Here is a 26,465-nt window from a genome sequence, read left to right as displayed (position 1 = left end):
CGCAGCGGCGCCTGGCAAAACCAAGCGCAAGCCGAGGGCGCGGGCGAGTTCGACATGGCACCGTCGCAGAACAAACCTCTCAAAATCCTTCACGCGGTCAGAGCTCCCGTCGGCGGCATCTTTCGGCATATCCTCGACCTTGCCAACGGTCAGGTCGATCACGGGCACGACGTGGGCATCATCGCGGACAGCCTGACCGGCGGCGAACGCGCCGATGCCGCGCTGGCCCAGATCGCGCCTCGCCTGACACTCGGCGTGCACCGCATCCCCATTCATCGGGAGCCTTGGCCGAGCGACATTCTGGCACTGAGACGGTTTTATCGACTCGCCCGTACACTCGCCCCGAACGTTCTGCACGGCCACGGCGCCAAGGCCGGCGCATTCGTCCGCCTGCTGCCGCACCGGCCAGGAACGATCCGCATCTACACGCCTCACGGCGGTTCGCTGCACTACCCACGCGACACGTTCAAAGGCGCGCTGTATGGCCGGCTTGAACGTGCGCTGATGAACCGGACCGACCTCTTCCTGTTCGAGAGCGTATTCGCCCGCGATACCTATGAGCGCATGATCGGCCATCCTCAGGGACTGGTGAATTGCGTCTTCAACGGTGTCACTGCAGGCGAGTTCGACCCGATCGCGCCAGCCCGGGACCAGACCGACCTGGCGTATGTCGGCGAGTTCAGGCACATCAAGGGCACGGATCTGCTGATCGATGCCGTCGCGGAGCTGCGCTCCCGTGGCCGCCCGCTGACGCTGACTTTGGGCGGCGACGGCGAAGAGATGACGAAACTCAAGGCTCAGGTCGAACGCCTCGGTCTTGCGGCCGCGGTGCGTTTCATCGGCCACGTGAAGGCCCGCGACGGATTTTCCAAGGGACGACTGCTCGTCGTTCCCTCGCGTGGCGATTCCATGCCCTATGTCGTGATCGAGGCGGGAGCCGCCGGGGTTCCGATGATCGCGGCGAGGGTCGGCGGCATCCCTGAGATCTTCGGACCGCACGACGACGCGATGTTCATGCCGGGCAACGCGACCGCGCTTGCCGACGCAATCGCTGTCGCACTGGACGATCCGGCTACCACGCAACTGCGCGCCAAGGCGCTGCGCGAGCGGGTCTTCCAGCATTTCTCGCAGAAAGCGATGGTCGAGGGCGTGCTCGACAGCTACCGCGAGGCGTTTACCAAGACCTGACGTCATTTACCATCGCTAACCGTTTCTTCCGATTTGGCCCTTAATCCCGCCGGTGGGGAATTTCCCCCGGCGCCATCAGCGCTTACATGACCACAAATACTAACAAACATAATCCGGGCTTGTACGACTGTGGAACCGATCAACGCTCGCTCGATGTTGGATGCTGCTGCGGCGACGGCCGCATCGACCGCCGCGGCCGGACGGCCGGCCGTTGAACGGCGTCGCCGCCTGTCGCCGGCGGCCCTCGCGGTCGCCAATCAGAAGGTTCACCGCGCCTACTCTCCAATCGTCCTCGCCGGCATCGTTCGCATCACCGATTTCGTGCTGCTGAGCGTCGTCGGCAGCGTCATCTATTTCGGCTACGTGGTTCCGCTCAGCGGCTTCCATTGGGAGTATCTCGTTGCCATTCTCGGCCTGGCCGTGACCACGGTGGTGTGCTTCCAGGCCGCCGACATCTACCAAATCCAGGTCTTCCGCGCCCAGGTGCGGCAGATGACCCGGATGATCTCGTCCTACTGCTTCGTCTTCCTGCTGTTCATCGGACTCTCCTTCTTCGCCAAGATCGGCAACGAAGTCTCCCGTCTCTGGCTCGCCGCGTTCTTCTTCGTGGGGCTCGGCGCGTTGATCGCGAGCCGCGTCGTGCTGCGCAACCTGATCCGCAGCTGGGCCAGGCAAGGACGCCTCGATCGCCGGACCATCATCGTCGGCGCCGACCAGAGCGGCGAGGACCTGGTGCGTGCGCTGAAGGCGCAGGACGACTCCGAGATCGAAATCCTCGGCGTGTTCGACGACCGCAACGACTCCCGAGCGCTCGAGGCCTGCGCCGGTGCGCCGAAGCTCGGCAAGGTCGATGATATCGTGGAGTTTGCGCGCAGAACCCGCGTCGACCTGGTGCTGTTCGCGCTGCCAATCTCGGCGGAGACCCGCATCCTGGACATGCTGAAAAAGCTGTGGGTGCTGCCGGTCGACATTCGCCTTTCGGCCCATACCAACAAGCTGCGCTTCCGGCCGCGCTCCTACTCCTATCTGGGCGCGGTCCCGACGCTCGACGTGTTCGAGGCCCCCATCACCGACTGGGACCTGGTGATGAAGATGCTGTTCGACCGGCTGGTCGGCGGCCTCATCCTGCTGCTTGCGCTTCCGGTGATGGCGCTGGTCGCGCTCGCGATCAAGCTCGACAGCCCGGGGCCGGTGCTGTTCCGGCAGAAGCGGTTCGGCTTCAACAACGAGCGCATCGACGTCTTCAAGTTCCGTTCGCTCTATCACCACCAGGCCGACCCCACGGCGTCCAAGGTCGTCACCAAGAACGATCCGCGGGTGACCCGCGTCGGCCGCTTCATTCGCAAGACCAGCCTCGATGAGCTGCCGCAACTGTTCAACGTGGTGTTCAAGGGCAACCTCTCGCTGGTCGGTCCGCGGCCGCACGCCGTGCAGGGCAAATTGCAGAACCGGATGTTCGACGAGGCCGTCGACGGCTATTTCGCCCGCCACCGCGTCAAGCCCGGCATCACCGGCTGGGCGCAGATCAACGGCTGGCGCGGCGAGATCGACAACCAGGAGAAGATCCAGAAGCGCGTCGAGTTCGACCTCTACTACATCGAGAACTGGTCCGTGCTGTTCGACCTCTACATCCTGCTCAAGACGCCGCTGGCGCTGATGACCAAGAGCGAGAACGCCTATTGATATCGGGGATCCGGAGCGGGCAAACGGCCGCTTCGCGCGTGTGTCTGGCCGATCCCGCCATGCGTTGCGTATGAGTGTGAGTTCGCGATGGCCATGACGGCGGCAGCCGGAGAGTTCGCATCGAGGCCGATCGCCCCTCCGGGCGTCGTCGCCCTGCAGCGTGCGCTGGTCTGGCTGGTCGGGGTCTCCGGCGCCATCGTGTTCATCGAACCGAGCCCCTATGAACTCGTCACGCTCGCCTCCGCCGCGGTGTTCTTCGCGACCGGCATGAGGCTGCGCCTCGTCTTCCTGCCGCTCCTGCTGTTGCTGGTCCTGGTCAATCTCGGCTACACGATCAGCGCCATACCGCTGCTCGACGATTCCAAGATCGCGACCTGGATCGCTACCTCCTGGTACATGGCCTTCACGGCGATCTTCATCGCCATGCTGACGTCGGACGACACAGAAGCGCGGCTCGACATGCTCCGCCGCGGTCTCGTGATGGGCGGCGCGATCGCAGCCCTCGCGGGCGTCGCCGGCTATTTCCATCTGGTGCCGGGTGGATACGATCTCCTCACCCTGTATGGCCGTGCGCGCGGCACCTTCAAGGACCCGAACGTGCTCGGCGCGTTCCTGATCCTGCCGGCGCTGCTCGCGCTGCAGAACGTCGTGACCGCCCGCTTCGCCGCGACCTTGCGCGCCAGCTTTGCGCTCGGCGTGATGGCGCTCGCCATCCTGCTCGCCTTCTCGCGCGCGGCCTGGGGCGGCCTCGTCCTCACCGCCGCCTTCATGCTGGCGACGATGGTGCTCACCAGCCAGACGCGGGGCGAGCGCTCCCGCATCATCTTCATGACGTTGGCGGCCGCCGTGGCCGGCATCGTCCTGATCGGCGTTCTGCTCTCCATCGATTCCATCGCCGACATGTTCAAGCAGCGGGCAAGCTTCGACCAGAGCTATGACGAGGGCCGGTTCGGACGCTTCGGACGCCACATTCTCGGCGCCGACATGGCGCTCGACCTGCCGTTCGGGATCGGGCCGCTGCAGTTCCACAACTACTTCCCCGAGGACACCCACAACTCCTATCTGAACGCCTTCATGTCGGGCGGCTGGCTGTCCGGCATCTGCTATCCCGCGCTGGTGTTCACCACTGTCATTCTCGGCTTCCGCTATCTGTTCGTGCGCGTGCCCTGGCAGCGCACCTACATCGCAATCTTCGCAGCATTCCTCGGCACGGTCGGCGAAAGCTTCATCATCGACACCGACCACTGGCGGCACTTCTTCCTGATGCTCGGCACGATGTGGGGCATGATCGCCGCCACGCGCGCCCATCAGGCCGAAGCGAACCGATCCGCAGCGATCGGTGCGCACATCACCTCTTAATCCTCCACCGCAAACGTCAGCCCGGCATTATCCACCAGCCGCTTGATCAGGCTGTCGCGGAGCGCAGCGCCCGGGGTCCAGAATCCACCTTTCACGCCGGCGCCGTCGCGTAGCAGGCCGACGGCGCATTCACTGATCATCTTCGAGGTCGAACCGTAGCCGGGATCGCGGTTGCCCTTCACGGATGCGCGGACCTGGCGGCCGTCGGGGGCGATCGCGACGAAGAGAAGATTGTAGTAGCCGTTCTCGCGCTCCTCCTTCGAGGGACCCTCGCCCGGCTTCGGCGCGTTGGGCCCGGTTTTCTCGGCATTTGCCGCCATCACCTTCTTGGCGTTGGCCTCGCCCTTCTCGCCCGGGCCGGTCAGCACCATCTCGTCATAGACGAAGTCCTGCCCGTAGGGAAAACCCATCAGCATGTTGGAGCGGTGGACATTGCGGGTGTTGATCAGCGCCATCATGAACGGTGCCGTCCAGGACTGCAGATCTTCCTCATAGACGGGCTTGTTGCCCGACGGCTGCTTCGGGCCCTTGAAGCCGGGCGTCAGGGCGAACGAGTCCTTGAGGATCGCTACCAGGCTCAGATCCTTGGCGACCGCATCGAAGGTCGCCTTGGCGCTCGCCGCGGTGCCGCCCGAGAGCGTGCCGCTCATGCCGCGGACGCGGCCCTTCACGCGCGACGCTGCGGCGCCGAGCACCTTCTTGGCCTGCTGCTGCACGAAATAGACGCCGAGCTCGAACGGCACGGAATCAAAGCCGCAGGAGAACACGATGCGCGCGCCGCTCTTCTCGGCGGTGGCCTGATGCTTGTCGATCATCTGCCGCATCCACACCGGCTCGCCGCACAGATCGACATAGTCGGTGCCGGTTTCGGCGCAGGCCGCGACGAGCTCGTTGCCATAAAGCTGATAGGGACCGACGGTGGTCAGCACCAGCTTCGTCTGCGCCACCATGGCCTGCAGGGATGCAGGATCTGAGGCGTCCGCCGCGATCAGCGGCGTATCGGCAGGCGCACCGATCTGGTCCCTGACAGCCGCGAGCTTGTCGAGGCTCCGGCCCGCCATCGCCCAGCGCAGCGACGTATCGCCGCGATACTGCGCGGTGAGATATTCGGCGACGAGCTTGCCCGTGAAGCCGGTGGCGCCGTAGACGACGAGGTCGAATTTGGAAGACGTCATTCTTGTTCCCTAGATCTGCTGCAAATGAGTTGCTCCGTCATTGCGAGGAGCGCTTGCGACGAAGCAATCCAGACTGTCTCTGCTGAAGGACTCTGGATTGCTTCGCTGCGCTCGCAATGACGATCACCTATTTCTTCCCATACGACACGCTCATGCCGGCGCGGACATCGTTCTGGATGCCGTAGGGCGCGATCGGGTAGCGCAGGCCGTTCTTGGCGAGCTGTTTCATGCCGGTGATCGCCTTGGCGAGATCGGCCGGCTTGAGCGCCATCAGCATCTCTTCATCCGGCACGCCGCCATAGCGGCGCTCGGCGAAGCACGGCAGCGACAGGCTCGGCTCGCCGGTCTTCAGCGCGCGGCCCCAGGAGTCGGCGCAGGCGGTCTCGCCGACGACGCCCCATTCGAACTTCTTGTAGCCTGTATATTGCAGGCCGTTGATCAGGATGATCATCTGTCCCGGCGTCGCATAGACGAGGCAGATGTCCGGCGGATCGAGCCGGCCGCTCGACAGCGGGCTGACCGCCATGGCCTGGTAGCGGCCGAACGGCACGACGTCGAGCGCCTCCTGCCGCTTGCGCGCATCCTCGGCCGTGCCGTGCCAGACTCCGACATAGTTCTCGCCCTTGAGCCAGGTCTCGTCCTGCGGGCCGAGCCCGATCACGGCCCGGCATTGCGCGCCGACGAGATCGTCGCCGGTGATGCCGACGGTCCAGCCGAGCCGTGCGGCCATGCTGACGATCTGGTCGGTCGTGTGCACGGCGTTGGGACGGCGGATCTTCTCCACCGCCTCCATGTCGGCGACGCGGGCGAACATCTTGATGCCGATGACGGTCGTCTTCAGCCGCAGCAGGTTGTTGAGATCGGCGACCATGGCAACCAGATCCAGCCTGTCCGGCGCGCTCGGCTGTTGCATGTGGCGTTCCCCTCTGCCGCACCCATCGGATGGCGCGATCCGTGCGTTCGATGTCGGGCGCTTGTTAATGCCTTGCACCGGCCGAGGCCAGTATTTCTGCGCGACGCGCTCGCACGCCATACCATGATCCTTCTCGATGTCCCTAGAATCACTTATGAATTTTTGATCCTCGGACAGGGCCCCGCGATGAGCCAGCGCGACCGGAAAGATGGCGCGACAAGCGCGAAGGCCGGCCCCGGCGGAGCGCCGGTGCTGTCGCCGGCCGCGCTCTACGAGGCCGGGCTGCATCACCTCGGCGCCGGCCAGCTGCTCGATGCGCAGATGTGCTGCGAGCAGGCGCTGGCGGCCGACCCGAACCACGCCGACAGCCTCGCGCTGCTGGGCATCGTCGCGCTGCAGACCGGGCAGCACGACCACGCCGTGGCGTGGTTCTCGCGGGCCATCCGACAAACGCCGAAGATCGACTATCTCACCAGCCTCGGCTTCACCTTGAAGCAGATGGGCCGGCTCGACGATGCGCTCGCGGTGTTCGACAAGGCGATCCAGCTCAAGCCCGACGATGCCGAATTGTGGAAGCATATGGGCGGCGTACTGCTGGCGCTCGACCGCGGCGCCGAGGCGCTGCTGAGCTATCAGCACGCGCTGACGATCGATCCCGCCCACCGTGAGGCTGCGTTCCAGAGCGGCCTGCTGCTGCATCAGCAGCAGCGCTATGAGGAAGCCGCCCGAGCCTTCACGATATGCCTGACGCAGCAGCCCGACGACCTGCAGTCGCTGCAGATGCGCGCCCGGTGCGTTCGCGAGCTCAAGCTCTACGACGACTATCTGGCCGATTGCGAACGCGCGCATGTGTTGGCGCCGACCGAGCCGATGGTCTGCAACAATCTCGGTGATGCCTTCGTGTGCCTCGGCCGCAGCGCGGAGGCGCTGCCGTGGTTCGACCAGGCCCTGGCGTTGCGGCCGGACTTCGTTGAGGTGCTGCTCAACAAGGGTTTTGCGCTGCTGCAGCTCCTGCGTTTCGAGGATGCTGCTGCCGTCTACCGGCAGATTCTCGCGCTCGTCCCCGATCATCCCAAGGCGGCGTGGCAGCTCGCGCATATCGAGCTGCAGTGCGGCGACTTCGTCTCCGGCTGGGCCCGGCGCGAGGCCCGCTGGGCCATGCCGGATTTCTCGATCGACTATCCGCGCTTTGCCGAGTCCAAATGGCTGGGCCACGAGGACATCGCCGGCAAGACCCTCCTCATCGAGGAGGACGAGGGTTTCGGCGACACCATCCAGTTCGCCCGCTACCTGCCGATGGTCGCCGCGCGCGGCGCCAAGGTGATCCTGGTGGTCCGGGAGGCGCTGCGGCCGCTGATGGCCGGCATCGACGGCGTGACGCAATGCCTCGCCTACGCACCGGAGCTGAAGCGGCCGGTCTTCGACATGCACTGCCCGGTGATGAGCCTGCCGCTGGCCTTCGGCACCACGCTCGATACCATCCCGCCCGCTTCCTATCTGCCGCCGCTCCCCGCCGGTCGCATTGTGGATTGGGAGCAGCGGCTGGGGCCGCATGATCGGCTGCGGGTCGGCCTGGTCTGGTCTGGCAACCCGCACCAGGGCAACGACCGCAACCGCTCGATGCCACTGTCGACCTTGCTGCCGCTGCTCGATCTCGGGGCGGATTTCATCAGCCTGCAAAAAGAGCTGCGGCCAGCCGACAAGGCCGTGCTGGCGCAGCAGAGCGGCATCCGCGACCTCACCGTCGAATTGACCGACTTCGTCGAGACCGCGGCGCTGATCTCCTGCCTCGACGTCGTCGTCACCGTGTGCACCAGCGTCGCGCATCTCGCCGCCACACTGGGACGTCCGACCTGGATCATGCTGCCCTACCTCGCCGACTGGCGCTGGCTCAGGGATCGCGACGACAGCGCGTGGTATCCGAGCGCGCGGCTGTTCCGGCAGGATTCGAGCTGCCGCTACGAGCCGGTCGTCGCGCGCGTGCGCGGCGAGCTGGCCGCGAAAGCGGCGGGCTTCAGCAAGACGATTGCCTAGGCCGGTCCCGGAAACAGATCGTCGATGCGGCCGCGCAGGCGGTAGGCTACGAGCCCGACCCATTCGCGCACGGCGATGTCGGCGCGGCGCAGTCCGAGCAGCGAGATGCCGTCGAAGTCGAGCACGCGGCCGACGCGCCAGTCCACGGGATAGGGCTCGACCGGGAAGCCGACCTTGCGGAACAGCCCCACCGAGCGCGGCATATGATAGGCCGAGGTCACCAGCAGCCAGCGCTCGCCCGGCTTCGGAGAGATCATCGCCTTGGAGAAGATCGCATTCTCGTAGGTGTTGCGCGACTGCCGCTCCAGCAACAGCCGCTCCCTGGGCACGCCGAGGCTGAGCAGGATCTCGGCGCCGACATCGGCCTCCTTGGCCTCTGTCGCGATCAGGTTGGCGCTGCCGCCGGTGAACAGGATGCGCGCATTCGGGTAGCGCCGCGCCAGCGCGGCTGCCTGGATCACCCGGTCGGCGCCCGCCACCGTCACCGGCATGCCGTACATGACCGACAGGTCGGAATCGACGGGACCGCCAAGCACGATGATGCCGTCCGGCGCGCCGTTCGCCGGGTCCCATTTCGGAAACCGGCTCTCCAGCGGATAGAGCATCAGGCTGCCGAGCGGCGTCAGGCCCACGATCGCCAGCAGCAGCATGGCCGAGACGACCAGCCTGCGCCCCAGCACGGCAAACCGGGTCAGCATGAGGATGGCGCCGAGCAGGCCCAGCGCGATCATGAAATTGGTCGGCAGCGCCAGCAGGCCGAGCGTCTTCGACAGGACAAAGAACATTGCGAGCTCCGGCGCGGGGTGAGGTGCCACGGCCGCCCTCATACACGACAGCCGCCATGCGTCGCCATCTCTCTGCGGCGGCCAGCAGATGCGCTATGCTCGGTCCCGAACCGGTACGAATGAGAGGACCATGGCCCATCACCATCTGCACGCGAGCCCCGAGACCTGCCATTGGGGCTTCTTCGAATCCCGGCTGAAGCCGGTGCTCACGATCGACAGCGGTGACGAGGTCACGATCGATTCGATCAGCGGCGGGCCCGACGTGGTGCCCGACACCAGCAAATTCCACGTGCCGCCGGAATTGTTCGACGTCCACGCCCGCAGCGAGCGCATGGTGCCCGGCCACATCCTGACCGGCCCGATCGCGGTCAAGGGCGCGGAGGTCGGCGACGTGCTCGAGGTCGACATCCTCGACGTCCAGCTGCGGCAGGACTGGGGCTACAATTTCATCCGGCCGCTGGCCGGCACCCTGCCCGACGATTTCCACGAGAGCCGGCTGATGAACATCCCACTCGACAAGACCAGGATGGTCGGCAAGATGCCGTGGGGGCTGGAGCTGCCGCTGGCGCCGTTCTTCGGCGTGATGGGCGTGGCGCCGCCGCCGGCCTGGGGCCGGATCACATCGCTGATCCCGCGGGCGATGGGCGGCAATCTCGACAACAAGGAGCTTAGGCAGGGCGCCAAGCTGTATCTGCCGGTGTTCGTGCCAGGCGCGCTGTTCTCCTGCGGCGACGGCCATGGCGTGCAGGGCGACGGCGAGGTCTGCGTCACCGCGATCGAGACCGCGCTGCAGGGCCGTTTCCGTCTCACCGTGCGCAAGGATCTCAAATTCGACTATCCGCGCGCCGAGACGGCGACGCACTACATGACGATGGCGATGGACCCCGACCTCGACCAATGCGTGGTGCGGGCGCTGCGCGACATGATCGTGCTGCTGGGCGAGAAGCGCAATTTGTCGCGCGAGGACGCCTACACGCTGTGCAGCCTCGCCGCCGATCTGCGGGTGACCCAGACCGTCAATGGCTCCAAGGGCATTCATTGCATGATCGCGAAGGCCGTCGTGCACGGGTGAGAAGACAGGGCTGAGCGTCGGGCCAAACACACTGCTGTCGTCCCTGCGAACGCAGGGACCCATAACCACCGAGCCAAGTCCTGACGAGAGGTGGCTGGACTTGCGCAAGCCAACTGCTCCCTGGGGTTATGGGTCCCCGCGTTCGCGGGGACGACGCCATTGATGCCGCGCGAGGGAGCGCATCGAACGACGCGTGACGTCGCGCTGCCGCGGCAGATCCTGCCCGGGTCATGCTGCAGCATCTCACCCTCTGAAAGGTCGGAGGGCGCAGGGAAGGCCAGGCGTCGGCTGACGCCCGCGGCCCGCCTGCGAGAAAAAATGCAGGCGGCAGGTACCACAGGTGCAGCCGAGAAACGCCCGGCCTTCCCTGCGCGATGGTCTTCACGCTTATACGCAGTCTGCCTGGTGCGCCGGGCTTGTTGGCCACCATGCGCGATGATGCGCTTTCGCGCACCACCGCGGGGACACCAGCATCGGGGTGTCAGCACGCTGCGACTTCACGTCCGCGCCGAGCCGTTCGTCCGCGCGTCCATAAGGACACGCTGCGGCTCCATCGCGGCCATCGCTCCCCGCCTCGCGTGTCGTGACGATCGCGCGCAACGCCCCTCCGGCTGAGACGGGATGGCGGCACTAAAGCACAATTTCCGGAAAAACGAAAGAACAATTTCTGGAATGACGAATTTTTTTCGCAGTGACCGCGATGGCCGCCGCCTGCTCTGCGGAAATTTCAGCCAGGGTTCCCCAACCAGGCACCGTGGCACGACGGTGGTTGAAGAGACCATCGGACACCGCGGCTCACGCGAATCTTCTCGACCCGTGCTTCGCCGTCGGATTCCGGCCCCGGACTCGCCGAGCGGGCGGAGAGTCACCGTCGCGACCGGTCAGGTCCGTCATATTTCCATAAAATTCAATGCCTTAACCAGTTATCCCCAAGCCGCTGTACAACCTATTGGATTCCTAATAGAGTCTAAAAAGTTACTTTTCTGTACACCGGTTACGGACTAGCTTTTAGGCATGGCGACGGAAAAAGCCGAAACTGACCGCATCCCCGTAACCCTAGCCCTGGCAACCATCGGCTATCTCGAAAAGCTCGTGAAACAGGGAACCCATGGCACCAGCGTTCCGGGTGTCTGCAGAACGTTGATTGAAGAAGGCATCCGGCTCGCCATCAAGGATGGGCTGCTGTCGATTCGCGACAACGGACGGGCGTAAGCTAGGGACATGCAACGCGGACAACAGTTTTCGGTGCAGCCGTCGGCCAGGACGATCCAGGACGGATCAAACTTGGAAGCGACAACAATGCCCGCCGAACGACAGACACTCCCCACCTGGACCGAGGAACGGCTCCAGGCCCTGAAGCAGCACTTTGAGGCCGGGCTGACCTGCCGAGAGATTGCCGCCGAGCTCGGCGTCAGCCGCAACGCCGTGATCGGCAAGATCTCCCGCCTGGCACTGACGCGCGACAATGGCGGCGATTCCAGGCGCGTGGTCCGCGCCGAGACGACACGCGATGGCGCACGCCGTCCCGTGCCAAAGCTGCGCCGCCGCATCCTGCGCGCGGTGCAGAACGACCCGCCGCCTGTGATCGTCGAGGAGCCGGTCGGCACCGTCGTGAATGGCTGCTCGCTGTTCGAGCTCTCCAAGGAACGCTGCCGCTGGCCGATCTCGACGCCCGGCGCCGATGATTTCTGCTTCTGCGGGTCGAAGCCGATCGAGGGCTTGCCGTATTGCCCGAGCCATACGCGAATGGCGTATCGGGTGGCGTCGTCAAGGTAATGAGGGCGGCGTAGCAAAGATCCTACGGGCCTAATGGCTTTCACGCTTTGCCTAGTCTCCGCATTTTGCGGGGACGGTGCGGCGGCCTCGTCTCCCCTCCCCCTTGCGGGAAGGGGTCGGGGGTGGGGGTCCACGCGCGCTGAATTTCGTGAAGTACACCTTCGATGTTTCCCAGGACATCGCTGTTCCAGAAGCGCATCACCCGATATCCCAACGCCTCGATCTGCCGCGTGCGGGCCGCGTCTTCCTCCTGCTGCCAATCATGTTGGCCTCCATCAACCTCGATAACTAATTTGGCCTTGCGGCTGACGAAGTCGACGATGAAGGGCCCGTTCTGAGCCTGACGGCGGAAGTGAGAACCGGCCAGATCGAGATCGTGGCGAAGACGTTGCCAGAGGATCCGCTCGGCCTCGGTGGGCTCGGCGCGCATCCGGCGGGCGAATGTTTGCTGGCGATCATCCATGGCGGAAAATCTCATCACACGCAGCGCGACTCGTGGACCCCCACCCCCGACCCCTCCCCGCAAGGGGGAGGGGGCTCACCGTCTCCGGGGCGAGAGATTCCGTCCCAACTCCCCAACTGAACCAATAGGCCCGCCCCTACCCCAGCTTCCACCCCGCCTCCTGCGCGAAGCGCTGGAAGAATTCCGGCTCGTATGCCTGCTCCGGCGACTGGCGGACGCGCAAGTCCAGCAGCTTGGCGTCCTCGCCCACCAGAATCCGCCACTGCTCGGCCTTGACGCCGTCGAGGATGATCTTGGCGGCCTGCGCCGCCGTGGTCGGGGCGTCCTCGAGGAAGCTGCGGGCGCGCTCGCGGGCGGCAGCCTGGATGTCGGCGTCGCTCATGGCGGCGACGTCGATGCCCATGCCCTGCATGCGCTGGCGGGCCAGGATGATCTCGGTCTCGCTGAGCTCGTCGGACTCCGTGCCGCTCTGCACCTTGCGCGAGTTGGAGACGATCGAGGTGCCGATATGGCCGGGCATCACCACGGAGCATTTGATGTGCGGCGCGTTGAGGCGGAGGTCGTTGATCAGCGCTTCGGTAAAACCCTTCACCGCGAACTTCGCGGCGCTGTAGGCGGTGTGCGAGACGCCCATGCCGACCGAGGCCCAGAAGCCGTTGACGCTCGAGGTGTTGACGATATGCGCCTCGTCCGCCTTCAGCAGCATCGGCAGGAAGGTGCGGACGCCGAGATAGACGCCGCCCCAGCAGATGTTGAAGGTGCGCTCCCACTGCTCGCGGCTGTTGGTGAACAGGCTGCCGCCGCCGCCGATGCCGGCATTGTTGAACAGCAGATGGATCTTGTCGGTGGCCTGCTGCTCGGCGAGCTCGTCGCGAAAGCGTTGGAGCTGCGCTTCGATCGAGACGTCGGCGACATGGGTGGTGACGCGCAGGCCCTGCGGCAGCTTCTCGGCCTCGCACAGCCGCTTGGTCTCGGCCATCGCCTCGACCGAGACGTCGCACATCGCGACGTTGCAGCCCTCGGCCACGAGCTGGCGGGCAAGCTCGCGGCCCATACCCGTGCCGCCTCCGGTGATCACGGCGATCCTGCCGGCGAAATCCTTCATCAGATGCTCTTCCTTCCCTGCTGCGGGCGCAGCCCTGCCGCCCGGCCACTTCCTCGTTCTCTTCGCGGAACGCGTCCCGAGCTTAGGTCGTTTCGCGGGCCTGACCAGAGGGGATGTCGGGGATTTGCGTTGCAGCGCATGCAACGAAGATTTCAGCTCGGGGTTGAACCTTCTCGAGGGGCATCCGACTTATCCCACGGGGAGGCAGGCTCGAGGAGGTTCGCATGGCGTACCAACAGGGGCACTGGCAGGAGCAAGGCTGGCGCGACACGATGGTCGATCCCGCGGGATCGGACGACGGCGCCTATGTGACGGGCTGGACGATCAGCGGGCTCGCTGTGATTGGCACCATCGTCGCGGTCTGGCTGCTCGGGATCTGAGACCCCAGACAGTCTGCAGCAGATATGAAAAGGGCTCGCTCACCGGCGAACAGCCTGCGGAGGACAATGCGCCACCGCTCCTCCTCACTGCGACATTCGTTCTGCCTCGCTTTGAGCTGGCGGCCGCCGCCGCGTTGCAGCCTCTGGCTCGCGGGCACGGTTGGCGCCGGTCCCACGCGGCCGAACTCGTTGCATACAATTGAAGTCGATTGATTATTTTATAGGCTAAAACCGGGTGGGGAATTCATCTGCCTAAGCTCCGATCATCTGCAAAATGGCGCCATTTCAACGACTTGGTGCGCCTGCCTGCCCGCGCGGCGCTGGCACAAAGCTTGCGATCACTCCCTTTCGAGGCTCCGCCGTGCCGGTGAAGCCGTGATGACAGCGCGGGCGGATCGACCCGCCGAGGGAGCTCACCAATGGACTTTGGCAGGATTTCACGACGGCATCTGTTGCAGGGTGGCGCGGCGCTGACGCTCGGCGCAGCCGCGGGCCTGCGGCCGGCCTTCGCGGCGGAGACGACGATCGGCTTCATCTATGTCGGCTCGCGCGACGACTACGGCTACAACCAGGCGCATGCGCAAGGTGCAGCGGCGCTGAAGAAGCTGCCTGGGCTGAAGGTCATCGAAGAGGAGAAGGTGCCGGAGACCGACGCGGTCGAGAAGACGATCGAGTCGATGATCAATCTCGACGGCGCCACCCTGCTCTTCCCGACCTCGTTCGGCTACTACAATCCGCACATGATCAAGATGGCCGCGAAGTATCCGAAGCTGCGCTTCGAGCACTGCGGCGGCCTGTGGAGCGAGAAGGACCCGAAGAACGCTGGCTCCTATTTCGGCTATATCGACGAGGCGCAATACATCGCCGGCATCGTCGCCGGCTATACGAGCAAGAGCGGCAAGCTCGGCTTCGTCGCGGCCAAGCCGATCCCGCAGGTCCTGCGCAACATCAACGCCTTCACGCTCGGCGCGCAGCTCGCGAACCCGAAGGCCACCACGCAGGTGATCTTCACCGGCGACTGGTCGATGCCGGTCAAGGAGGCCGAGGCGACCAACAGCCTGATCGACCAGGGCGTCGACGTGCTGACCTGCCATGTCGACGGCCCCAAGACGATGGTGGAGAATGCCGCGCGCCGCGGCGCCTTCGTCACCGGCTATCACGTCAACCAGTCGCCACTGGCGCCCAAGGCGTATCTGACCGGCGCGGAATGGAATTGGGAAGCGCTGTATCCGAAATTCGTCAAGATGCTCCAGGCTGGCGAGAGCATCCCGAACTTCTATCGCGGCGGCCTCAAGGAAGAGGTCGTCAAGATCTCGCCCTATGGCGAAGCGGTGTCGGAAGCCGCGCGCAAGCACGCCGACGAGATCAAGGCGAAATTCCTCGGTGAGGGCTACACCATCTTCAAGGGCCCGATCAAGGACAACAAGGGCAACACCGTGATCACCGCCGGGACCGAGCGCGGCCAGAAGGATCCTGAGCTCGAGAAGATGGACTATCTGGTCGAGGGCGTGATCGGAGCCACGTCGTGACATCAGAGGCGGCCGATCCGGTTGATGCGGCCGCCATCGCGCCGGCCGCCGACGCAGGTTTCCTGCAACGTTACGGCGGGAGCATCGAGTACATATTGATCCCGGGCGCGGCGCTTGTCGCCGCGCTCATCGTGTTCGGCATCTTCGTCGCGCTGTTCGGCAAGAACCCGCTCGATCTCTACTGGTACATGTATTACGGCGCCTTCGGCACCTGGTTCTCCTGGCAGAACACACTGACGCGGGCAGCTCCCTTGATCCTGACGGCGCTGTGCACCGCCCTGCCCGCGCAATTGGGCATGGTGATCATCGGCGGCGAAGGCGCGCTGCTGATCGGCGCGCTGTCGGCGACCTCGGCGGCCCTGGCGCTGCAGGGCATGCCGCCGCTGATGGTGCAGATCGCGATGGTGATCGCCGGCATGACTGGCGGCGGTTTGTGGATCCTGCTGTCCGGGGCCTTGCGGCAGTATCGCGGTGTCAACGAGACGATCTCGAGCCTGCTGCTGGTCTACATCGCGCTCGCGATCCTCAATCATCTCGTCGAAGGCGCGATGCGCGATCCGGCGAGCCTCAACAAGCCGTCGACGCGTGAGATCGGCGCGGCCAACATGATCGGCAGCATTCCCGGCACCGACGTGCACTGGGGCCTGGTGTTCGGCCTGATTGCCGCCATCGCGGCCTATGGGCTGATCTACCACACCACCTTCGGCTTTGCCGCGCGCGTCGCCGGCGGCAACATCCGCGCCGCCAAGATCGTCGGTCTGTCGGTCGGCAAATTGATCCTCACCGTCTGCTTCCTCGCCGGCGCCTGCGCCGGGCTGGCCGGCATGGTCGAGGTCGCCGCCGTGCAGGGCCGCACCAACGCCAATCTCGCCGTCGGCTACGGTTTCACCGGCATTCTGGTCGCGTTCCTGGCACGGCAGAATCCGCTCGCCATCATTCCGGTCGCGATCCTGCTCGGCGGCATCAATGCGTCGGGCGGCCTGCTGCAGCGCCGGCTCGGCCTGCCCGACGCCTCGGTGCTGGTGCTGCAGGGCATCATCTTCATCTCGGTGCTGGCGAGCGACGCGCTCTACGGCCGCATCGGTTTCCTCAAGGGAAAGTCCTGATCCATGGCTGACGGCAACATCGGGCTCTGGACCGTGCCGCTCGCGGTGCTCGGCGGCGCCATCCGCGTCTCCACGCCCTTCCTGTTCGTGAGCCTAGGGGAATGCATCACCGAGCGTTCGGGCCGCATCAATCTCGGCCTCGAGGGCACCCTGGTGATGGGCGCAATGAGCGCCTATGGCATCTCCTATCTCACGGGATCGCCGTGGGCAGGCGTGCTCGCCGCTGGCCTCACCGGCGCGCTGCTCGGCGCGCTCCACGCCGGCATCTGCTCGCTGCCGCGCGTCAACGACGTCGCGGTAGGAATCTCGCTGATGCTGTTCGGCACCGGCCTCGCCTTCTTCCTCGGCAAGCCGCTGATCGAGCCGACGGCGGCGCGGCTACCGGCGATCGATTTCGGCTGGTGGAGCGACGTGGCGCAGGTGCGCGCGGCCTTGCGCATCAACGTGCTGTTCCTGCTCGGCGTCGTGCTCGCGCCGCTATTGCTGTGGGCATTCCGAACCACGCGCTGGGGCCTCCTGATCCGCACCGCCGGCGAGAGCGCCGACGCGGCGCGGGCGATGGGCCATTCGGTGCTGATGATCCGACTGCGCGCCACCATGGCCGGCGGCTTCCTCGCCGGCATCGGCGGCTCGTTCCTGTCGCTGTTCTATCCCGGCAGTTGGAACGAGGGCTTGTCGTCGGGACAAGGCATCACGGCGGTGGCGCTCGTGATCTTCGCACGCTGGGACCCGATGCTGTGCCTGTGGGCCTCGCTGGCTTTCGGCGGTGCTGCCGCGCTCGGACCGGCGCTGCAATCGGTCGGCGTCACCTCCGGCTATCATTTGTTCAACGCCGCGCCCTACATCCTGACGCTTCTCATCATGATCATCACCTGCTCCCCGAAGCGCACCCTCAGCGGCGCACCGGCCGAATTGTCCATCACCCGCTGATTTCGGAGGTCCATTATGACCGCGCGCACCATCCGCTCCGAGCCCTATGCCTGGCCTTACAACGGCGATCTCCGTCCAGAGAACACGGCACTGATCGTGATCGACATGCAGACCGATTTCTGCGGCGTCGGCGGCTATGTCGACAAGATGGGCTATGACCTCTCCTTGACCCGCGCCCCCATCGAGCCGATCAAGACGGTGCTCACGGTGATGCGCGCGCAGGGCTTCTGCATCATCCACACCCGCGAGGGCCACCGCACTGATCTGTCAGATCTGCCGGCGAATAAGCGTTGGCGCTCGCAACAGATCGGCGCAGGGATCGGCGACCCTGGCCCCTGCGGCCGCATCCTGGTGCGCGGCGAGCCGGGCTGGGAGATCATTCCCGAGCTGGCCCCGGCTCCGGGGGAGATCGTGATCGACAAGCCCGGCAAGGGCTCGTTCTGTGCGACCGATCTGGAGCTGATCCTGCGCCTGAAGGGCATCCAAAACATCGTGCTGACCGGCATCACGACCGACGTCTGCGTCCACACCACGATGCGCGAGGCCAATGATCGCGGCTTCGAATGCGTGCTGCTGTCGGACTGCTGCGGCGCCACCGACAAGGGCAATCACGACCACGCACTGAAGATGATCAAGATGCAGGGCGGCGTGTTCGGCGCGGTCGCGACCTCGTCGGCGCTGATCGAGGCGCTGTCGTGATCGGCGACGATCCGACGCCTGCGGGGGCATTCGGGGTCGAAGCGATCGCGATGACGATGCGCTTCGGCGCGTTCACCGCGCTCGACAATGTCGAGCTGAAGGTCAAGCCCGGCTCGTTCCACGCGCTGCTCGGCGAGAACGGCGCCGGCAAGTCGACGCTGGTCAAATGCATCATGGGCTACTACCGCCCGACCGAGGGCGACGTGCTGATCGGCGAGCGCGAACGGGAGATCAACAATCCCAAGGACGCGCATGCGCTCGGCCTCGGCATGGTCTACCAGCACTTCACGCTGGTACCGGCGATGACGGTGGCCGAGAACCTGGTGCTGGCGCGTGACGACATAGCGGCGGTGGTCAACTGGGCCAAGGAGAGGAAGGAGCTGGAGGCCTTCTTGGCGCGCATGCCGTTCCGCGTGCCGCTCGACGCCAAGGTGTCGGACATCTCCGCCGGCGAGCGGCAGAAATGCGAGATCCTCAAGCAGCTCTATCTCAAGCGGCGCTTCCTGATCCTGGACGAGCCGACCTCGGTGCTGACGCCGGGCGAGGCGGATGAAGTCCTGGGCATGCTGCGCAAGATGGTCGAGGCCGGCGAGCTGACCATTTTGATGATCACCCACAAATTCCGCGAGGTGATGGCGTTCGCCGATGAGGTCACGATCCTCAGGCGCGGCAAGCTCGCCGGCCGCGGCAAGGTGTCGGAGCTGACACCGGACGACATGGCGCGGATGATGATCGGCGCCGAGCAGCTCACCGTACAGCCGGCGCGCTCCGGCGAGGCCGGCGTGGTCAGGCTCGAGGTCGACAAGCTGGTGGCACGCGACGATGCCGGCGGAGTGGCCGTGCATGATCTGTCGCTGACCGTGCGCGCCGGCGAGATCGTCGGCATCGCCGGCGTCTCCGGCAACGGCCAGCGCCAGCTGGTCGAGGTGCTTGCCGGCCAGCGTGAGGCCGAGAGCGGCGCTGTCCGTGTCTCCGGCCAATTCTATTCCGCGAGCCGCGAGGAGATGCGGCGCCACAAGATGTCGCTGCTGCCCGAGGAGCCGCTGAAGAACGCCTGCGTCGGCGGCATGAGCGTCGCCGACAACATCGCGCTGCGCGAGTTCGACCGCGCTCCGTTCGCCCGCGGTGGCTGGTGGCTGAACAAGTCCGCCTTCCGAAAGGATGCGACCGCCAAGATCAACCGCTACAAGATCAAGACCCGCACGCCGGATACGCCGATCTCGGCACTGTCCGGCGGCAACGTGCAGCGCGCCGTCCTGGCGCGCGAGCTCGGCCACGACGTCGAAGTGCTGATCGCCGCCAATCCGTGCTTCGGCCTCGACTTCGCGGCGGTGGCGCAGATCCATGCCGAGATCATGGCCGCCCGCAACCGCGGCGCCGCGGTGCTGCTGGTCAGCGAGGATCTCGACGAGCTGCTCGAACTCTCCGACCGCCTGGTCGTGATTTTCCACGGCCAGCTCGTCTACGAGACCCGCGTCGGCGAAGCCGACCTGACCGAGATCGGCCGCCACATGGCGGGACATTGAGCCGCATGCGGATAGACGACCTCAACGTGTTGACGACTAATTCATCCCGCCGCGGTAACATGACCCTCGGCGGGTTTTTATTCGGCTTTTGATACGCCGCGCCTGCCGGCATTTTCGTCATTGTGTTTCAAACCCTTGGATAGCAGGTCGATCTCATGAAGGCCTATTTCATCGGCGGCGGCATCGGCTCGCTCTCGGGCGCAGCATTCATGATCCGCGACGGCGGCATCCCCGGTCAGGACATCACCATTTTCGAGAAGCGCCTGCCCTATGGCGGCAGCCTCGACGGCACCAGGCTTGCCGACGGCTCCTACTCCATGCGCGGCGGACGCATGCTGACGACCGAACAATACGAATGCACCTGGGACCTGCTGTCGACGATTCCCAGCTACTCACGGCCCAAGGAGAACATCCTCAACGAAACCGTCGCCTTCAACGAGCTCCACGTCACGCACGCGCAGGCGCGGCTGGTCGATGCCAACCGGCACAAGGTCGACGTTTCCACCATGGGATTCTCGATGCAGGATCGCATCGAGCTGACGAGGCTCACGGAGACCTCCGAGGAGAAGCTCGGCAATTCGCTGATCTCGGACTGGCTGTCGCCGCCGTTCTTCACCACCAATTTCTGGTACATGTGGCAGACGACCTTCGCCTTCCAGACCTGGCACAGCGCCGTCGAGTTCAGGCGCTATCTGCGGCGCTTCATGAACGAATTCCCGATGATGAATACGCTCGGCGGCGTCAAGCGGACCGTCTACAACCAGTATGACTCGATCGTGCTGCCGCTGGTGCGCTGGCTCGAGGGTCGCGGCGTCAACTTCGTCGGCGGCGCCGACGTCGAGGACATCGAGATCGTCACCACGGACGGCCGCCACCGCGCGAGCCGGCTCGTGCTCAATCAGGACGGCGCACGCCGCAGCATCGATCTCGCGAGCGACGATCTCGTGTTCTACACCGCGGGCTCGATGACCGACGCGACCAGCCTCGGCAGCCATGACAGCCCGCCGAAGCCGCTTACCAAAGCCGACAGCCATGGCTGGACCTTGTGGGAGAAGCTCGCGGCCGGCCGGCCCGAGTTCGGCAATCCCGCCGTGTTCAACGCGTGCATCCCGGAGTCGAGCTTCGAATCCTTCACGGTGACCTGCCGCAATCCACGTTTCTTCGACGCGATGCAGGCCTTCAGCGGCAACGTCGCCGGCACCGGCGGGCTCGTGACCTTCACCGACTCGAACTGGCGCATGTCGATCGTGCTCTATACCCAGCCGTACTTTCCGAACCAGCCTGACGACATCCAGATCTTCTGGGGCTACGGCCTGTTTCCCGATCGCGTCGGCAATTTCGTGCCCAGGCCGATGTCCGAGTGCAGCGGCGCCGAGATCCTGAAAGAACTATGCGGGCACCTGCGCTTTCCGCTCTCGGTGTTCGCCGACGCGAGCTGCGTGCCGTGCTGGATGCCGTACATCATGAGCATGTTCATGCCGCGCAGCTATGGCGACCGGCCGCTGCCGGTGCCGCTCACCTCGCAGAATCTCGCCTTCATCGGCCAATATGTCGAGCTGCCCGAAGACGCCGTTTTCACGATCGAATATTCGGTGCGCGCGGCCATGCATGCGGTCTATCAGCTCTTGAAGATCGACCGTGCCATTCCGCCGGTCACGCCGTATGACAAATCGCTGAAGGTTTTGCTGCAATCGGTGGTGAAATCATTCGCATGAGGGACCACGCGAGATCGTGATCACCGCGCGCCGCGGCGGTTGACCTGGATCAGTTCCGCCAGGGAACACAGCGGCTAAGCCCCGGATCGCAACAGACGATCCGGGTGAACCATCATGAAGGCGTATTTCATCGGCAGCGGCATCGGCGCATTGGCCGGCGCGGCATTCCTGATCCGTGACGGCGGCGTCGCGGGACGCGACATCACCATCTACGAGAAGCGTCTGCCCTATGGCGGCAGCCTCGATGGCGCGCGGCTGCCCGACGGTTCCTATTCGCTGCGCGGCGGCCGCATGCTGACGACCGATCACTACGAATGCACGTGGGACCTGCTCTCCACCATCCCCAATGCCGGCGATCCCGGCCGCACCGTGCGCGACGAGACGCTCGCCTTCAACGAGGCCCATGTCGCGCATTCGCAGGCGCGCCTCGTCGATCGCAACCGGCACAAGGTCGACGTCTCCACCATGGGCTTTACGATGCAGGATCGGCTCGAGCTCGTCAGGCTGACCGAGGCCTCCGAGGACAAGCTCGGCAACTCCCGCATCACCGACTGGCTGTCGCCGCCGTTCTTCACCACGAATTTCTGGTTCATGTGGCAGACGACGTTCGCATTCCAGCCCTGGCACAGCGCGGTCGAGTTCAAGCGCTATCTGCATCGCTTCATGAACGAGTTTCCGCGCATCGAGACGCTGGCCGGCGTCAAGCGCACCGTGTTCAATCAGTACGACGCGATCGTGGTGCCGCTCGTCAAATGGCTGGAGGGCCATGACGTGAATTTCGCCGGCGGCGTCGATGTCACCGACATCGAGATCGCGACGGAAGCCGGCAAGCACGTCGTCAAGCGCTTGACCCTCGATCGCAACGGCAAGCCGGAGACGGTCGTGATAGCAACCGACGATCTGGTCTTCCTGCAAAACGGCTCGATGACGGATGCGACCAGCCTGGGCACGCAGGATGCGCCGCCGCCGCGGCTCACCAAGCAGGACAGCCAGGGCTGGACGCTGTGGGAGAAGATCGCAAGGGGACGCCCGGAGTTCGGCAATCCCGCCGCGTTCAACTCATCGATCCCCGAATCCTGCTGGGAGTCCTTCACCGTCACCTGCCGCAATCCGCGCTTCTTCGACGCGATGGAAGCGTTCACCGGCAATGTCGCCGGCACCGGCGGGCTCGTTACCTTCACCGAGTCCAACTGGCTGATGTCGGTCGTGCTGTATCACCAGCCGCATTTCGCCGGCCAGCCTGCGGACGTGCAGGTGTTCTGGGGCTACGCGCTGCATCCCGACCGCATCGGCAATTTCGTGCCGAAGGCGATGGCCGATTGCGGCGGTGCCGACATTCTCAAGGAACTGTGCGGCCATCTCAACTTCGACCTTTCGGTGTTCGACAACGCGACCTGCGTGCCCTGCCGCCTGCCCTACATCACCAGCATGTTCATGCCGCGCAACACCAGCGACCGCCCGCTGCCGGTGCCGGCGAATTCGAAGAATCTCGCCTTCGTCAGCCAGTTCGTCGAGATTCCCGACGACGTCGTGTTCACGGTGGAATATTCGGTGCGCGCGGCGCAGATGGCGGTCTATCAGCTGCTCGGCATCACCCGGGCGATTCCGCCGATCACCCGCCACGACAAGTCATTCCGCGTGCTGATCGAGACGGTGGAAAAGGCCTTCGCATAGCGCCGTGGCCCTTCGCATCTGCAAAAACGCGCGCCCGGATCAGGCTCGATCCGGGCGCTTTCCATCTCGCGAGGCAGAGTGCGCCTCTATGCTTGCGTGAGCTATCAGTAGCCGAGCAGTGCGAGACCGACCCAGCTGACGGCAAACAACGACACCACCGAGGTTGCAGCGGCGAAAACGGACAGCGACACTTTCAAAGTCCTGAGGACCATACGCGCCTCCTTCAACGACAATGAACAGCACATCGAGGTGAACCCCGATGTCAGCCTGAAATTTCCTGAAACCCGACTCCGCGACGAGCCGAACACAGGTTTGGTGCGCGCGTGCGCGCAAAGGTTCAATGTCAGGGTGTGGGCCCCGACTGAGCTGCTTGACCGTTAACGACATGGCCGGATCGCGGTTCCCGGACGAGAACTGGAACCGCTCCAAGGTCGGCCCGCTCCCCCCGAGCCCTGCATGCGTGACTCGAGGGGTTGAGACGGCTCTTGGCTACACGTTTTAGGAAGGGTAGGCCGTCAGGGGCTATTTCAGCGGCAGGAACAGGTCCGCAGCCGTCTCGTGCTCGGGAACCTCCGGGAAGAAGTTCAGCCGCTGGCAATAGATCGGGAAGTCACGAGCCTCCTCGCCGCTGGCCGGAAGCCAATCGCGATAGAGAAACAGCGCGGCCGGCTCCAGATTGTGGGTGTTGCCGACGACCCGGAGCACCGCGCAGCGTCCGCCGGGGATCTCGCCGACCCTGATTGTTGCGTCATCGGTCTCGACCGGCTGATCGGTCCCGACACAGAGATCCACGCTGTAATCGGCAGGCGACGCGGGGCGCCGCTCGGAGCGCCAGACCGTGAAGGTCGGATTGGTCCTGGGGTGCAGGCCGGCAGCCTTGCGCCAGGCGATGAAGCGCTGGATCGTGGCGCCGAGCGTCGCCGGGTCGCCGCGATGCGCCATGATCGCCACCGGCGTGGTCGGCACCTCGCGAATCGTCACGTCGTCAGGGGTATAGGTCGTCCGCATCAGCTTGCTCCTTGCTTCGTCGAAAGGCCCGAAGGTCGCAAGCCACGGCTCCCAGTCGGGAGATTTCCGGAACGATGACGGCGATTGCCCGAACCGTTGCCGAAAGGCGCGGGCGAAGGCGTCCGGTGCATCGTAGCCGGCATCCATCGCGACCTCCGTGACGGTTTGGGCATCGCTGTAGGCCAGCTGATAGGACGCCCGCTTCATGCGTGCGAGCTGGATGTAGCGATGCACGGACAGCCCGAAGGTCGCCGTGAACTGCCGGTGGAAATGATATTTCGAGTAGGCAGCGATGCTGCTCAGCGCGTGCAGGTCCAGATCATCGTCCAGATGCCGGTCGATGTGATCCAGGACCCGCTGCATCCGCGCATGGTAGTTCTGCAGCGCCGCCTTCATCGTTCAGTACTCCGTGGCCGCAGCAGCTAAGCGCGCTCAACGCTGACGCGCTCGACCGATCTTGCGGCTTTGTCACGGGGGCAAAACCAGCACGAAGGATCGGGTCACCTCTTGTTGGCCTGGTCCTTTCTGCTCGCGCATATCTTCACGAAGACTGGATAAGCGGCGCCTGTTCCATGCTCATACAAATTGAAAATGTAGCGGCCCGGCTTGTCCGTGTAGATGATCCGATCATCCGCCTCGCGGTAGCCATCCTTGAGGAAACCATCAGGACCGTTCACCCAGACCTGCGCGCCACTATAGACAACCGCCTCCATCCCACCTTTCTCGTTCAATTGCTGCTCGACAATCCCGACGGTCAGAGCTTGGCCGCCCGCAAAGTTGCCGTAAAATCGCGTATCCAATCCTTGGTAGGACCAGCATTGTGAGCCTGGCTGCATATTGATTTGAACGTCGGCCTTCGCCGCCGACAGGAAGCCGACCAACACGGCACCGGCTGAGAGCAGTCTCGTCATCTTGCACATCTCGAAACGCGTTCTTTCTGTCGCATATGCGCTGATCGTAAGCTCCGCGCTCGCATAGATGGCGCCGCGCTTGGGCTCCGGCGCGGCCGTCGCATTACGGATCGACCGCAGTCACGATCCAGAACGATGCCGGCACCACGACGCGCGGCCCCTTGGCGTAGCGCGCCAACGCCTTCCTCACGGCAGCGATCGCGGCCTCCGTGGTCTCGGACGGCTGCCCGGCCACGGCACGGCCGGCGGGCCCGATCGCGAGCGCCGTCTGCACCGCGCTGTCGAGGCCGGCGCCTCCGCCGAAGTCGAGCGCGATGTCGTGGCGCTCCAGCCGAATGCGCCGCAGCCCGGCATCGGTCATGACTTTCTCGATCCATTCGGCGGCTCCGAACGCGAAATCGTCCGGCGCGTGCGGCGGCAATCCCGGCAACTTCGGCACGTGGTCATAGGCCGCCTGCAGCGGCTCCAGCGCCCACGGGTTGTCGCGCAGCTCGCCCCAGCAGGCGAAGGCGACGCGCCCCTCCGAGTGCAGCGCATTGCGGATGTTGAGCACGGCGCGCACCGGATTGGCGAAGTACATGACGCCGAGGCGCGAGATCATGAGATCGGCGCTCGCGGCCTTGAAGTGATGCACCATGGCGTCGCCCTGCACGAAGCTCACCGGCGCATCGGCGGGGGCGAACTCGTGGGCCGCGGTCAGCATGGCTGCGGACACGTCGAGGCCAAGCACGCTGCCGCCGGGGCCGACCTTCTCGGCCGCCGCGATCAAGGTCGCCCCGCAACCGCAGCCGATGTCGAGCACCCGCTCGCCCGCCTGGATCGCCGCACGCTCCAGCAGCGCCTCCTGCACCGGCGCCAGTAGCGCATCGATCTCGGCGCGGCGCGCGACCCAGCGCCCGCCGCCCGCACCGTTCCAGAAGGCGATCTGCTCGGCGTTCTCGAAATGCCCAAAGGAGATGTCGGCGACGGCGGCGTCCATGACGGAAGTCTCGGCAACAAAGTTCACAAATGAAACGAGCCGGATCGAACAGCGTCCAGCGGCCCAATTCGGGAGTTTAGGGGGCGGTCTGCGGCTTGAAAAGCCAGTCTCACGGACGAAGCGGCCGCGGCAGGGCCACGCTGAAACGCATCGGCCGATGTCAAATGTGGCGATTCGAGAAAATGGTCGGAGCGGCGGGATTCGAACCCACGACCCCTAGTCCCCCAGACTAGTGCGCTAACCGGGCTGCGCCACGCTCCGATGGCCGATCGTGTAGCCGTGATCGGGATGGGATGCAAGGCACGGCGGACGGGTTTCGTTGGCGCGCTGGATAGAGCGGAGGTCGGGGACCCCCACCCCCAACCCCTCCCCACAAGGGGGCTACGGGATTCCCGGTTTTATGCTTTGGGTTGCAAGTAGATAGCCTTCAAGCATTGCAGCGAGACGATCCCAGC

General features: G+C 65.0%; 23 protein-coding genes and 1 tRNA gene. 15 read left to right on the top strand and 9 right to left on the bottom strand.

Translation table 11 applies throughout. The features are described 5' to 3' along the window. The first annotated feature begins 54 nt into the window (after window positions 1–54). The 3 genes from QX039_RS32850 (at window position 55) to QX039_RS32840 (ending at window position 4,230) form a co-directional block, all read left to right on the top strand. Entirely contained in the window at window positions 55–1,188 is a 1,134-nt protein-coding gene (locus QX039_RS32850) for a glycosyltransferase family 4 protein (protein ID WP_315740355.1), read from the top strand. A 153-nt stretch (window positions 1,189–1,341) separates the two neighbouring features. Further along, window positions 1,342–2,871, top strand: coding sequence for an undecaprenyl-phosphate glucose phosphotransferase (locus QX039_RS32845; RefSeq protein ID WP_315740189.1), 1,530 nt, complete (start codon window positions 1,342–1,344; stop codon window positions 2,869–2,871). An 87-nt stretch (window positions 2,872–2,958) separates the two neighbouring features. Continuing rightward, window positions 2,959–4,230: an O-antigen ligase family protein gene (locus tag QX039_RS32840; protein ID WP_315740190.1), complete on the top strand. Its 1,272-nt coding sequence runs from the start codon at window positions 2,959–2,961 to the stop codon at window positions 4,228–4,230. Here QX039_RS32840 and QX039_RS32835 read toward each other — a convergent pair. Together QX039_RS32835 and QX039_RS32830 are read right to left on the bottom strand one after the other, a co-directional pair. Further along, the gene (locus QX039_RS32835) at window positions 4,227–5,405 is read right to left on the bottom strand and encodes a saccharopine dehydrogenase family protein (protein ID WP_315740191.1); all 1,179 of its coding nucleotides are present in this window, start codon (window positions 5,403–5,405) and stop codon (window positions 4,227–4,229) included. The two genes, QX039_RS32840 and QX039_RS32835, sit on opposite strands and share 4 nt — an antisense overlap. Before the next feature lie 127 nt (window positions 5,406–5,532). Continuing rightward, a complete protein-coding gene (locus QX039_RS32830; RefSeq protein ID WP_315740192.1) occupies window positions 5,533–6,318 on the bottom strand; it encodes a DUF169 domain-containing protein in 786 nt (261 codons plus the stop codon). A gap of 186 nt (window positions 6,319–6,504) precedes the next feature. Between QX039_RS32830 and QX039_RS32825 the strand changes: the two genes are divergently transcribed. Beyond that, window positions 6,505–8,352 carry a tetratricopeptide repeat protein gene (locus QX039_RS32825; RefSeq protein WP_315740193.1) on the top strand — a complete coding sequence of 616 codons (1,848 nt, stop codon included), beginning with the start codon at window positions 6,505–6,507 and terminating at the stop codon, window positions 8,350–8,352. On the opposite strand, the gene QX039_RS32820 is transcribed toward QX039_RS32825, so the two are convergent. Beyond that, window positions 8,349–9,137, bottom strand: a complete 789-nt coding sequence (locus QX039_RS32820; RefSeq protein WP_315740194.1) for a YdcF family protein — start codon at window positions 9,135–9,137, stop codon at window positions 8,349–8,351. The two genes, QX039_RS32825 and QX039_RS32820, sit on opposite strands and share 4 nt — an antisense overlap. 130 nt (window positions 9,138–9,267) lie before the next feature. On the opposite strand from QX039_RS32820, the gene QX039_RS32815 reads away from it, so the two are divergent. The 3 genes from QX039_RS32815 to QX039_RS32805 all read left to right on the top strand — a co-directional run bounded on the left by QX039_RS32815 (window position 9,268) and on the right by QX039_RS32805 (window position 11,985). Further along, window positions 9,268–10,209, top strand: coding sequence for an acetamidase/formamidase family protein (locus QX039_RS32815; protein WP_315740195.1), 942 nt, complete (start codon window positions 9,268–9,270; stop codon window positions 10,207–10,209). Window positions 10,210–11,223: 1,014 nt separating this feature from the next. Then, a complete protein-coding gene (locus QX039_RS32810) occupies window positions 11,224–11,421 on the top strand; it encodes a hypothetical protein (protein WP_006614936.1) in 198 nt (65 codons plus the stop codon). Window positions 11,422–11,508: 87 nt separating this feature from the next. Beyond that, the gene (locus tag QX039_RS32805) at window positions 11,509–11,985 is read left to right on the top strand and encodes a GcrA family cell cycle regulator (RefSeq protein WP_315740196.1); all 477 of its coding nucleotides are present in this window, start codon (window positions 11,509–11,511) and stop codon (window positions 11,983–11,985) included. A 40-nt stretch (window positions 11,986–12,025) separates the two neighbouring features. Here the strand turns inward: QX039_RS32805 and QX039_RS32800 are convergent, their stop codons facing one another. Together QX039_RS32800 and QX039_RS32795 are read right to left on the bottom strand one after the other, a co-directional pair. Next, window positions 12,026–12,448 (bottom strand): endonuclease domain-containing protein, encoded by a 423-nt coding sequence (locus QX039_RS32800; protein ID WP_315740197.1) that lies wholly within the window; start codon window positions 12,446–12,448, stop codon window positions 12,026–12,028. A 136-nt stretch (window positions 12,449–12,584) separates the two neighbouring features. Beyond that, window positions 12,585–13,553: an SDR family NAD(P)-dependent oxidoreductase gene (locus tag QX039_RS32795; RefSeq protein WP_315774235.1), complete on the bottom strand. Its 969-nt coding sequence runs from the start codon at window positions 13,551–13,553 to the stop codon at window positions 12,585–12,587. A 224-nt stretch (window positions 13,554–13,777) separates the two neighbouring features. Here QX039_RS32795 and QX039_RS32790 point away from each other — a divergent pair, with 224 nt between their 5' ends. From QX039_RS32790 to QX039_RS32755, 8 genes are all read left to right on the top strand, one after another. Beyond that, complete coding sequence (locus QX039_RS32790) at window positions 13,778–13,933, top strand: hypothetical protein (RefSeq protein WP_315774237.1); 156 nt, start codon at window positions 13,778–13,780, stop codon at window positions 13,931–13,933. A gap of 419 nt (window positions 13,934–14,352) precedes the next feature. Beyond that, window positions 14,353–15,462, top strand: a complete 1,110-nt coding sequence (locus tag QX039_RS32785) for a BMP family ABC transporter substrate-binding protein (RefSeq protein WP_315758551.1) — start codon at window positions 14,353–14,355, stop codon at window positions 15,460–15,462. Continuing rightward, window positions 15,459–16,568 carry an ABC transporter permease gene (locus QX039_RS32780; protein ID WP_315774238.1) on the top strand — a complete coding sequence of 370 codons (1,110 nt, stop codon included), beginning with the start codon at window positions 15,459–15,461 and terminating at the stop codon, window positions 16,566–16,568. Before QX039_RS32785 ends, QX039_RS32780 begins: the two co-directional genes overlap by 4 nt. A gap of 3 nt (window positions 16,569–16,571) precedes the next feature. Continuing rightward, window positions 16,572–17,498, top strand: coding sequence for an ABC transporter permease (locus tag QX039_RS32775; RefSeq protein ID WP_315774239.1), 927 nt, complete (start codon window positions 16,572–16,574; stop codon window positions 17,496–17,498). A gap of 15 nt (window positions 17,499–17,513) precedes the next feature. Next, window positions 17,514–18,197, top strand: coding sequence for an isochorismatase family cysteine hydrolase (locus tag QX039_RS32770; RefSeq protein WP_315774240.1), 684 nt, complete (start codon window positions 17,514–17,516; stop codon window positions 18,195–18,197). A gap of 50 nt (window positions 18,198–18,247) precedes the next feature. Further along, a complete protein-coding gene (locus tag QX039_RS32765; RefSeq protein WP_315774248.1) occupies window positions 18,248–19,723 on the top strand; it encodes an ABC transporter ATP-binding protein in 1,476 nt (491 codons plus the stop codon). Window positions 19,724–19,878: 155 nt separating this feature from the next. Continuing rightward, window positions 19,879–21,438 (top strand): oleate hydratase, encoded by a 1,560-nt coding sequence (locus QX039_RS32760; RefSeq protein WP_315774242.1) that lies wholly within the window; start codon window positions 19,879–19,881, stop codon window positions 21,436–21,438. A gap of 114 nt (window positions 21,439–21,552) precedes the next feature. Continuing rightward, window positions 21,553–23,112, top strand: a complete 1,560-nt coding sequence (locus QX039_RS32755; protein ID WP_315774244.1) for an oleate hydratase — start codon at window positions 21,553–21,555, stop codon at window positions 23,110–23,112. A gap of 522 nt (window positions 23,113–23,634) precedes the next feature. Here the strand turns inward: QX039_RS32755 and QX039_RS32750 are convergent. The 4 genes from QX039_RS32750 to QX039_RS32735 form a co-directional block, all read right to left on the bottom strand. Next, window positions 23,635–24,516 (bottom strand): AraC family transcriptional regulator, encoded by an 882-nt coding sequence (locus QX039_RS32750; RefSeq protein WP_315774246.1) that lies wholly within the window; start codon window positions 24,514–24,516, stop codon window positions 23,635–23,637. A 104-nt stretch (window positions 24,517–24,620) separates the two neighbouring features. After that, window positions 24,621–25,031, bottom strand: a complete 411-nt coding sequence (locus QX039_RS32745) for a hypothetical protein (RefSeq protein ID WP_315740207.1) — start codon at window positions 25,029–25,031, stop codon at window positions 24,621–24,623. A 103-nt stretch (window positions 25,032–25,134) separates the two neighbouring features. Next, window positions 25,135–26,010, bottom strand: a complete 876-nt coding sequence (locus tag QX039_RS32740; protein WP_315740208.1) for a class I SAM-dependent methyltransferase — start codon at window positions 26,008–26,010, stop codon at window positions 25,135–25,137. Window positions 26,011–26,193: 183 nt separating this feature from the next. Next, window positions 26,194–26,271, bottom strand: a tRNA-Pro gene (locus tag QX039_RS32735). Window positions 26,272–26,465: the final 194 nt, after the last annotated feature.

The sequence above is a fragment of the Bradyrhizobium sp. SZCCHNR1043 genome (assembly GCF_032489675.1).
Taxonomy (GTDB): Bacteria; Pseudomonadota; Alphaproteobacteria; order Rhizobiales; family Xanthobacteraceae; genus Bradyrhizobium.
Note: the sequence above shows the minus strand (reverse complement) of the source record. Positions and strands in the feature narration are given on the sequence as shown.

Bases quoted from the DNA above. Each gene is read 5' to 3' on its own strand.
- QX039_RS32850 (WP_315740355.1), top strand. From the start codon at position 55: ATGGCACCGTCGCAGAACAAACCTCTCAAAATCCTTCACGCGGTCAGA.
- QX039_RS32845 (WP_315740189.1), top strand. From the start codon at position 1,342: ATGTTGGATGCTGCTGCGGCGACGGCCGCATCGACCGCCGCGGCCGGA.
- QX039_RS32840 (WP_315740190.1), top strand. From the start codon at position 2,959: ATGGCCATGACGGCGGCAGCCGGAGAGTTCGCATCGAGGCCGATCGCC.
- QX039_RS32835 (WP_315740191.1), bottom strand. From the start codon at position 5,405: ATGACGTCTTCCAAATTCGACCTCGTCGTCTACGGCGCCACCGGCTTC.
- QX039_RS32830 (WP_315740192.1), bottom strand. From the start codon at position 6,318: ATGCAACAGCCGAGCGCGCCGGACAGGCTGGATCTGGTTGCCATGGTC.
- QX039_RS32825 (WP_315740193.1), top strand. From the start codon at position 6,505: ATGAGCCAGCGCGACCGGAAAGATGGCGCGACAAGCGCGAAGGCCGGC.
- QX039_RS32820 (WP_315740194.1), bottom strand. From the start codon at position 9,137: ATGTTCTTTGTCCTGTCGAAGACGCTCGGCCTGCTGGCGCTGCCGACC.
- QX039_RS32815 (WP_315740195.1), top strand. From the start codon at position 9,268: ATGGCCCATCACCATCTGCACGCGAGCCCCGAGACCTGCCATTGGGGC.
- QX039_RS32810 (WP_006614936.1), top strand. From the start codon at position 11,224: ATGGCGACGGAAAAAGCCGAAACTGACCGCATCCCCGTAACCCTAGCC.
- QX039_RS32805 (WP_315740196.1), top strand. From the start codon at position 11,509: ATGCCCGCCGAACGACAGACACTCCCCACCTGGACCGAGGAACGGCTC.
- QX039_RS32800 (WP_315740197.1), bottom strand. From the start codon at position 12,448: ATGGATGATCGCCAGCAAACATTCGCCCGCCGGATGCGCGCCGAGCCC.
- QX039_RS32795 (WP_315774235.1), bottom strand. From the start codon at position 13,553: ATGAAGGATTTCGCCGGCAGGATCGCCGTGATCACCGGAGGCGGCACG.
- QX039_RS32790 (WP_315774237.1), top strand. From the start codon at position 13,778: ATGGCGTACCAACAGGGGCACTGGCAGGAGCAAGGCTGGCGCGACACG.
- QX039_RS32785 (WP_315758551.1), top strand. From the start codon at position 14,353: ATGGACTTTGGCAGGATTTCACGACGGCATCTGTTGCAGGGTGGCGCG.
- QX039_RS32775 (WP_315774239.1), top strand. From the start codon at position 16,572: ATGGCTGACGGCAACATCGGGCTCTGGACCGTGCCGCTCGCGGTGCTC.
- QX039_RS32770 (WP_315774240.1), top strand. From the start codon at position 17,514: ATGACCGCGCGCACCATCCGCTCCGAGCCCTATGCCTGGCCTTACAAC.
- QX039_RS32765 (WP_315774248.1), top strand. From the start codon at position 18,248: ATGACGATGCGCTTCGGCGCGTTCACCGCGCTCGACAATGTCGAGCTG.
- QX039_RS32760 (WP_315774242.1), top strand. From the start codon at position 19,879: ATGAAGGCCTATTTCATCGGCGGCGGCATCGGCTCGCTCTCGGGCGCA.
- QX039_RS32755 (WP_315774244.1), top strand. From the start codon at position 21,553: ATGAAGGCGTATTTCATCGGCAGCGGCATCGGCGCATTGGCCGGCGCG.
- QX039_RS32750 (WP_315774246.1), bottom strand. From the start codon at position 24,516: ATGAAGGCGGCGCTGCAGAACTACCATGCGCGGATGCAGCGGGTCCTG.
- QX039_RS32745 (WP_315740207.1), bottom strand. From the start codon at position 25,031: ATGACGAGACTGCTCTCAGCCGGTGCCGTGTTGGTCGGCTTCCTGTCG.
- QX039_RS32740 (WP_315740208.1), bottom strand. From the start codon at position 26,010: ATGGACGCCGCCGTCGCCGACATCTCCTTTGGGCATTTCGAGAACGCC.